Origin of the sequence: Streptomyces turgidiscabies Car8, assembly GCF_000331005.1 — a bacterium.
GTDB classification, from domain to species: Bacteria; Actinomycetota; Actinomycetes; order Streptomycetales; family Streptomycetaceae; genus Streptomyces; species Streptomyces turgidiscabies.
In genome coordinates this window covers 1-7,217 of the sequence record NZ_AEJB01000082.1, presented here as the reverse complement: position 1 = coordinate 7,217, position 7,217 = coordinate 1, and the positions used below count along the sequence as shown (strand labels likewise).

The 7,217-nt window shown below is 69.7% G+C and carries 8 protein-coding genes and 1 pseudogene; 1 reads left to right on the top strand and 8 read right to left on the bottom strand.

All coding sequences use genetic code 11. The features are described from left to right. The 8 genes from STRTUCAR8_RS53695 to ruvC all read right to left on the bottom strand — a co-directional run. On the bottom strand, positions 1–186 hold a 186-nt coding region (locus STRTUCAR8_RS53695; protein WP_206742935.1), incomplete at its 3' end, for a hypothetical protein. 150 nt (positions 187–336) lie between these two features. Continuing rightward, on the bottom strand, positions 337–876 hold the full coding sequence (locus tag STRTUCAR8_RS04895; RefSeq protein ID WP_006374329.1) for an adenine phosphoribosyltransferase: 540 nt from the start codon (positions 874–876) through the stop codon (positions 337–339). Next, complete coding sequence (secF, locus tag STRTUCAR8_RS04890; protein ID WP_006374331.1) at positions 873–1,985, bottom strand: protein translocase subunit SecF; 1,113 nt, start codon at positions 1,983–1,985, stop codon at positions 873–875. Before secF ends, STRTUCAR8_RS04895 begins: the two co-directional genes overlap by 4 nt. A 1-nt stretch (position 1,986) precedes the next feature. After that, a complete protein-coding gene (gene secD / locus STRTUCAR8_RS04885) occupies positions 1,987–3,753 on the bottom strand; it encodes a protein translocase subunit SecD (protein ID WP_006374334.1) in 1,767 nt (588 codons plus the stop codon). 146 nt (positions 3,754–3,899) lie between these two features. Continuing rightward, the gene (yajC, locus tag STRTUCAR8_RS04880) at positions 3,900–4,403 is read right to left on the bottom strand and encodes a preprotein translocase subunit YajC (protein ID WP_006374333.1); all 504 of its coding nucleotides are present in this window, start codon (positions 4,401–4,403) and stop codon (positions 3,900–3,902) included. 175 nt (positions 4,404–4,578) lie between these two features. Further along, a complete protein-coding gene (ruvB, locus tag STRTUCAR8_RS04875; protein ID WP_006374328.1) occupies positions 4,579–5,652 on the bottom strand; it encodes a Holliday junction branch migration DNA helicase RuvB in 1,074 nt (357 codons plus the stop codon). 89 nt (positions 5,653–5,741) lie between these two features. After that, positions 5,742–6,350 carry a Holliday junction branch migration protein RuvA gene (gene ruvA / locus STRTUCAR8_RS04870; RefSeq protein WP_006374330.1) on the bottom strand — a complete coding sequence of 203 codons (609 nt, stop codon included), beginning with the start codon at positions 6,348–6,350 and terminating at the stop codon, positions 5,742–5,744. Beyond that, positions 6,347–6,946 (bottom strand): crossover junction endodeoxyribonuclease RuvC, encoded by a 600-nt coding sequence (ruvC, locus tag STRTUCAR8_RS04865; protein WP_044471643.1) that lies wholly within the window; start codon positions 6,944–6,946, stop codon positions 6,347–6,349. Before ruvC ends, ruvA begins: the two co-directional genes overlap by 4 nt. Positions 6,947–7,029: 83 nt before the next feature. Here ruvC and STRTUCAR8_RS53860 point away from each other — a divergent pair. Continuing rightward, positions 7,030–7,217: pseudogene (locus tag STRTUCAR8_RS53860) on the top strand (hypothetical protein); the annotation flags it as partial.

Here is a 7,217-nt window from a genome sequence, read left to right as displayed (position 1 = left end):
ATCATCGGGGCGGGTCGTCAGGACTCGCCGGCCTTCGCTGAGCAGTGCGTCGCCGACGGAAAACTCGACATCGTCGGCATGGCGAAGACCCTCATCGCCGACCCACACTTCCCGAACAAGGCGCGGGAAGGCCGCACCGACGACATCCGTACCTGTATCGCCTGCACCCAGTCCTGCGTTGGCCATGTCGACAAGGGCCTTGGCGTCGGATGCATCTACAACCCCGTCACCGGCCGGGAGCAGGCGTGGGGAGAACTGGAGCCTGCTGACGAACCGAAGCGGGTCGTCATCGCCTCCGTCGTTCCAGGTGTCCGCAGGCAGCCCTGGTGGGCTGTCTCAGACGGTGATCAGCGCCTCCAGCACCGCTCCGGACAGAGCGGGTTCGAGTCGCTGCCGACCGCCGAGGAACCCGAGCTCCATGAGGACCGCGAGACCCGCGACCTCAGCACCGGCCCGCCGGATCAGCTGGACCGAGGCCTCGGCGGTGCCGCCCGTGGCCAGGACGTCGTCGATGACCAGGACGCGGTCGCCCGCGTTCAGGTCCTCGGCGTGCACCTCGATCTCGGCGGAGCCGTACTCCAGGTCGTACGCCTGGCTGAGCGTGGCTCCGGGGAGCTTGCCCGCCTTGCGTACGGGGATGAAGCCGAGGCCTGCCCGGACCGCGACCGGGGCGCCCAGGATGAAGCCGCGGGCCTCCAGGCCGACGATCTTGGTGGCACCGCTGCGGCCCGCGATCTCGGCCAGGGCGTCGGTGAGCGCGGTGAACGCCTCGGGGTCCGCCAGGAGCGGGGTGATGTCCTTGAACATCACCCCCGGCTCCGGGTAGTCCGCCACATCGCGGATGCGGCTGAGCAGCAGCTCCTGGACGGCCGTCATCGGCGCTTGCCCGAAGGCCGGCCGCGACCCCGGTTACGGGACGCGGGCTGGTTGCGCGGGCCGACGACCGCGGGAGCGGCGTCGTCGTCCTCGTCGTACGGCTGCTCGTCGCTGACCTGTGCCGCCGGGGCCCCGCCCTGCGCGGCCTGCGCCCGCTTGGCGAGGACGCGCTTCTTCAGCGCCTTCATCTGCGGCTCGCGCTCCTTGAGGTCGGCGACGAGCGGCGTGGCGATGAAGATCGAGGAGTACGCACCGGCCGCGAGGCCGACGAACAGCGACAGCGAGATGTCGTTGAGCATGCCCGCGCCGAGCACACCGCCACCGATGAACAGCAGACCGGCGACCGGGAGGAGCGCCACCACCGTGGTGTTGATGGAGCGGACCAGGGTGCCGTTGATCGACCGGTCGGCGATCTCGCTGTAGGTGTAGCGGGTCTGCTTGGTGATGTCCTTCGTCTGCTCCTTGAGGCTGTCGAAGACGACGACCGTGTCGTAGAGCGAGTAACCGAGGATCGTCAGCAGACCGATCACCGTGCCTGGCGTGACCTCGAAGCCGACGAGGGCGTAGATACCGACCGTGATGGTGATGTCGTGGATGAGTGCCACCAGCGCGGCCACGGCCATGCGCCACTCGAAGGCGATCGCCAGATAGATCACGACAAGGATCATGAAGATCACCAGGCCCTGCCAGGCCTTGTTCGCGACCTGATCGCCCCAACTGGGGCCGACCAGCTCACCGGTGATGTCCTTCTCCGGAATGTTCAGGTCGGTGGCGAGCTTCGCCGAGACCTTGTCCGCCGCCCCGGTGTCGATGGTGGCGACCTGGATACGCAGGCCGTCCTTGCCGAGCTTCTGGACGATCGCGTCGTGGCCGGAGGCCTCTTCCGCGTACTTCTCGGCCTGACTCACCGAGACGCTGGTCTTCTCGATGGTGAAGACGGCACCGCCCTCGAACTCGATGCCCATGTTCAGGCCGCGCACCGACAGGCCGAGGATGGCCGTGATGGTGATCAGGATCGAGATGCCGTACCAGATGAAACGCTTGCCGACGAAGTCGTAGCCGATCTCGCCGCGGTGGAGCCGGGCGCCGAGGGTGCCGAGTTTCGACATCTCACGCCTCCTTCATGTCGACGGGCGCGGACGCGCGACGGGTGCGGCGGATTGGCGGTTGGGCGCCCAGGCGCTGCGGGTCGAGGCCGGACCAGCGGTGGCCCTCCGCGAAGAACTTCTTGCGGGCGAGGATCGTCATCAGCGGCTTCGTGAAGAAGAAGACGACGACCACGTCGAGCAGGGTGGTCAGGCCGAGCGTGAACGCGAAGCCCTGGACCTTGCCGACGGTGACGATGAAGAGCACCGCGGCGGCGAGGAAGGACACGAAGTCGGAGACCAGGATGGTGCGCCGGGCGCGCGGCCACGCGCGCTCGACGGCGGGCCGCAGCGTGCGACCCTCCCGGATCTCGTCCCGGATACGTTCGAAGAACACGATGAACGAGTCCGCGGTGATACCGATCGCGACGATCGCACCGCAGACGGCCGGCAGGTTCAGCGCGAAGCCGATGGCCGGACCGAGCAGCGCCATGATCACGTACGTGAGGACGGCGGAGACGAGAAGGGAGGCGATGGCGACGGTCGACAGGCCCCGGTAGTAGACCACCAGGTAGATGACGACCAGGGCCAGGCCGATCGCGCCCGCGACCAGACCCGCGTGCAGCTGCTCGCCGCCGAGCGCGGGGCTCACGGTGCTGACGCTCGACTCGTGGAACGTGAGCGGGAGCGCGCCGTACGACAGCATGTTCGCCAGGTCCTGGGCCTCGGTCTGGTCGAAGCTGCCGGAGATCTGCGCGGAGCCACCGGTGATCGCCGTGTTCACGAACGGGTTGGAGACGACCTCGCCGTCCAGGACGATGCCGAACTCGTTCTGCGGGGCCTGGTTCTGGGCGAGACGGCCGGTGACCTCACCGAACTGCTTGCTGCCCTTGGACGTGAAGTCCATGGTGACCTGCCAGCCGGCGGCACCCTGCGTGTCGAAGACGGCCTGGGCCTTCTTGACCTCGGTGCCGTCGACCTCGGCCGGGCCGAGGATGAACTTCTGCCACTGACCCTGCGAGTCCTTGCCGCAGGCCACCGTGGGCTCGCTGGGCTTGACGCCGTCACCGGTGACCGCGCGGACCGCCTTCTTGGTGCAGTCGAGCGCCGCGTACTTCGCCTGGAGCGCCGCGGTCGCCGGGTCGGGGGCGGTGCTCGCCGGGGGCGACGCGCTGGTGGCCGCCGACGCCGAGCCACTCGGCGTCGGGGTCGCGTCGGCCTTCAGGGCGTCGGTGACCGGGCGGCCCTGGGAGGTGGTGCTGGTCGACGGGCTCGGCGAGGCGGACGACGACGAGGTCGCCTTGTCGCCCGTGGCCGAGGCCGACGGCGAAGGGCTGCCGGACGTGCTGGCGCTCGGCGTGGGGCTGGTCGTCGCGGCGACGCCCTGGACCTCCAGCGCCAGAACCGGACGGAAGTAGAGCTTGGCGGTGGTGCCTACCTGGTCCCGGGCCTGCTTGGAGTTCGTGCCCTTGGGGATGTTGACAATGATGTTGTCGGATCCCTGGGTCTGCACCTCTGCCTCGGAGACACCAAGACCGTTGACACGGCGGTTCATGATGTCGACCGCGGTGTCCATGTTGGTCTTGTTGATCGCGTTCGGCTGGCCCGGCTCGTTCTTCGCCGTGAGCGTGATGCTCGTGCCACCGGCCAGGTCGATGCCGAGACGCGGAGTCGTGTGCCCGGAGAGGAACATGCCTCCGGTGAGCGCCACGATGGCGATCAGAATGAGGGCCAGCGAGCGTCCTGGCTTGCTCTGGGAGCTTGCGCTCCGGCCCTTCTTAGGTGCTGCCACCTTCTCGTACTCCCTCTCGGGCCGCCTCGCGCCGGGTCAGCGCGGTCGGCGGCCATGACATGGTGTCGGGACTCCCTGCGAGTACCGCACGTGCCGGGGGTACGGGACGCGAGCGGATCGCGCCGCGTTCCTCCCCCGGAACACGGCTACTTCGCGTCGGACTCGCCGTCGGTCTTCTTCGGCTCTTCTTCCGCCTTCACCTCAGCGGCTTCGGTCTCGCCGGCCGGCTCGTCGGCCGCGTCCTTCTTGCCGAGGTCGATGGGCTTGTCGTCGGAAGCGGCGGAAGCGTCGTCGGAGGGCTCGTCGGTCTCGGTGATGGAGGAGGCGTCGTCCGGGACGAGGGACTCGTCGGACTTCAGGTCGTGCTCGATGCCGTGAACCACGCGGTTGTACTCGTCGTCCGTGAGGACGGCGCCGATCGAGTTCTTCGCGAAGAGAAGCTCCACACCCGGGCCCGCGTCAAGGAGGACTGTCTCCTCGTTGACTTCCTTGACCGTCGCGTACATGCCCCCGATCGTGCGGACACCGGTGCCGGGCTGCATGTCGTTTCGCATCTGCGATGCGGCCTGCTGCTTGCGCTTGGCCGAGCGGGTCATCAGGAACATGGCCCCGATGAGCACGATGAACGGGAGGAGGGTCACGATATTCACGGGACGGGATTTCCTTCGCACTACCGCGTCGGTGAGCGGCCTGGTGGATGGGGGTGTGGTCGGCGCCGCCTACAAAGTTACAAAGGCGGCATCGGCGGAGTCTAAGCGAGTCCGCACTCCAGGAACAACGCTCAGCATGGCACCACGGTTCCTGAGCCCGCGAGCACCCTCGCCGTCACGCCCCGAACAGGTCCTGTTGTCCGCTTCCCCCCGTTGTGGAACGGGGCGGCGTGAGGCCGAGATGCGCCCATGCGGCGGGCGTCGCGACTCGTCCGCGCGGGGTACGGGCCAGCAGTCCCTCCCGTACGAGGAAGGGCTCGGCGACCTCCTCGACGGTCTCCCGCTCCTCCCCCACCGCGACGGCCAGCGTGGAGAGGCCCACCGGTCCGCCGCCGAACAGCTTCAGCAGCGCTTCGAGAACGCCTCTGTCCAGCCGGTCCAGGCCGCGGGCGTCGACCTCGTAGACCTTGAGGGCCGCCTCCGCGATGGCGCGGGTGATGACGCCGTCGGCCTTGACCTGCGCGTAGTCCCGGACGCGGCGCAGCAGACGGTTGGCGATACGGGGGGTGCCGCGCGAACGGCCGGCGATCTCGGCGGCGCCCTCGGTACCGATCTCGACGTAGAGGAGGTTCGCGGAGCGGTGGATCACGCGCTGCAGCTCGGCAGGTTCGTAGAACTCCATGTGCGCGGTGAAGCCGAAGCGGTCGCGCAGCGGGGGTGGCAGGAGTCCCGCGCGCGTGGTGGCGCCGACCAGCGTGAACGGGGGCAGTTCGAGGGGGATGGCGGTGGCGCCGGGGCCCTTGCCGACGATCACGTCGACGCGGAAGTCCTCCATCGCCATGTAAAGCATCTCCTCGGCGGGCCGGGACATGCGGTGGATCTCGTCGAGGAAGAGGACCTCGCCCTCCTGGAGGGAGGAGAGGATCGCCGCGAGGTCGCCGGCGTGCTGGATGGCGGGGCCGCTGGTGATGCGGATGGGGGCGCCCATCTCGGCCGCGATGATCATCGAGAGGGTGGTCTTGCCGAGGCCGGGGGCACCGGAGAGCAGCACGTGGTCGGCGGTGGCGCCCCGCGCGCGTGCGGCGCGCAGGACGAGGTCGAGCTGTTCGCGGACCTTCTCCTGGCCGATGAACTCGTCCAGGTCCTTGGGACGCAGGGCGGCCTCGACGGCCTGGTCCTCACCGTCGGCGGACGCGGCGACGAGCCGCTCTGGGGCGGTGCTCTCGTCGGTCGTGTCGTCCCAGTTCATGCGTGTGCCTCGCGGTCGCGGTCGGTCGGGTGGTTCCTGCGGAGCGGCGTGCGGCGGTACGGACGCCCCTGGTCAGCAGGCTCTGTCGGTCAGCGGGCTCTGTTGAGGGTCTGCAGGGCCGCCTTCAACAACTGGCCCACCTGAGGTGCGCCTTCGGCGGCCTCGGCCTGGGGTGTCACGGCGGCCACCGCTTCGTCGGCCTCCCGGGTCGCGTACCCGAGGCCGATCAGGGCCGCGTGCAGTTGGTCGCGCCAGCCGGAGGTGACCGGGGAACCGATCGCGGGGCCGGTGCCCAGGGGGGCGCCGAGGCGGTCCTTCAACTCCAGGAGCAGCTTCTGGGCGCCCCTCTTGCCGATGCCGGGCACGGCGATCAGCGCCTTCTCGTCCGCGGTGGACACCGCGCGGCGCAGGGCGTCCGGCGAGTGCACGGCCAGCATGGCCTGGGCGAGACGCGGGCCGACACCGCTCGCGGTCTGGAGCAGCTCGAAGGTCTGTCGTTCGTCGTCGTCCGTGAAGCCGTACAGGGTCAGGGAGTCCTCGCGGACCACCAGGGAGGTGGCGAGTCTGGCCTGCTGTCCCATGCGGAGTCCGGACAGGGTGTTGGGGGCGCACTGGACGGCGATGCCGATCCCGCCCACCTCGACCACCGCGGAGTCGGGGGCGAGGGCGGCCACCGGGCCGCTGACGAAGGCGATCATGCGGGGCGGCCTTTCGAGGCGGGTGCTGTCGTTGCCGACGAGGGTGTTCTGGCCTGTGCTTTGTGCAGAGCGACGGCCTGCTGGAGCCGGTTCTGGGCGACGGCCTGCTGCAGGCGCGTCTGGGCGGGTGCGCGCCAGATGTGGCAGATGGCGAGCGCGAGGGCGTCGGCGGCGTCGGCGGGCTTTGGGGGCGCGTCGAGCCGGAGCAGCCGGGTCACCATCGCGCCGACCTGGGCCTTGTCGGCCCGTCCGCTGCCGGTGACGGCGGCCTTGACCTCGCTGGGGGTGTGCAGGGCGACGGGGATGCCGCGCCGGGCCGCGCACAGCATCGCGACGGCGCTGGCCTGGGCCGTGCCCATCACCGTACGGACGTTGTGCTGGCTGAACACCCGCTCCACGGCGACGAATTCGGGCCGGTGCTCGTCGAGCCACTGCTCGATGCCCCGCTCGATCTCGACGAGCCGCAGGCCCAGTTCGGCATCCGCGGGCGTGCGTACGACGCCGACGCCGATCATCGTCAACGGGCGTCCGGGGACGCCCTCGACGACACCCACACCGCATCGGGTCAGTCCCGGGTCAACTCCCAGTACGCGCACCCGCCCCACCCCTCTGTCCGGTCGCGGTCCGTCGACGGTGATCTTCGACTGCCGTCAGGCTATCCGCTGCCACTGACAACAGCGGCGGGTCAGTGGCTCTGCCGGAACCGTTCGGACTGCGCCGCTCGTGGGCGGACCATCCGTGGCGCCACCGCTTCATGGCCGACGACGCGCTGCGGGCGGCCACCCCGGTGCTGCGGGTCGTGCACGCAGCGGCGATCCAGGTCCTGGAGGAGAACGGCCCGGACACCGAGAAGTTCGGCAACCGGTC

Excerpts from the sequence above, each read along its gene's own strand:
- ruvA (WP_006374330.1), bottom strand. The coding sequence starts at position 6,350 with ATGATCGCCTTCGTCAGCGGCCCGGTGGCCGCCCTCGCCCCCGACTCC.
- ruvB (WP_006374328.1), bottom strand. The coding sequence starts at position 5,652 with ATGAACTGGGACGACACGACCGACGAGAGCACCGCCCCAGAGCGGCTC.
- STRTUCAR8_RS04895 (WP_006374329.1), bottom strand. The coding sequence starts at position 876 with ATGACGGCCGTCCAGGAGCTGCTGCTCAGCCGCATCCGCGATGTGGCG.
- secF (WP_006374331.1), bottom strand. The coding sequence starts at position 1,985 with ATGTCGAAACTCGGCACCCTCGGCGCCCGGCTCCACCGCGGCGAGATC.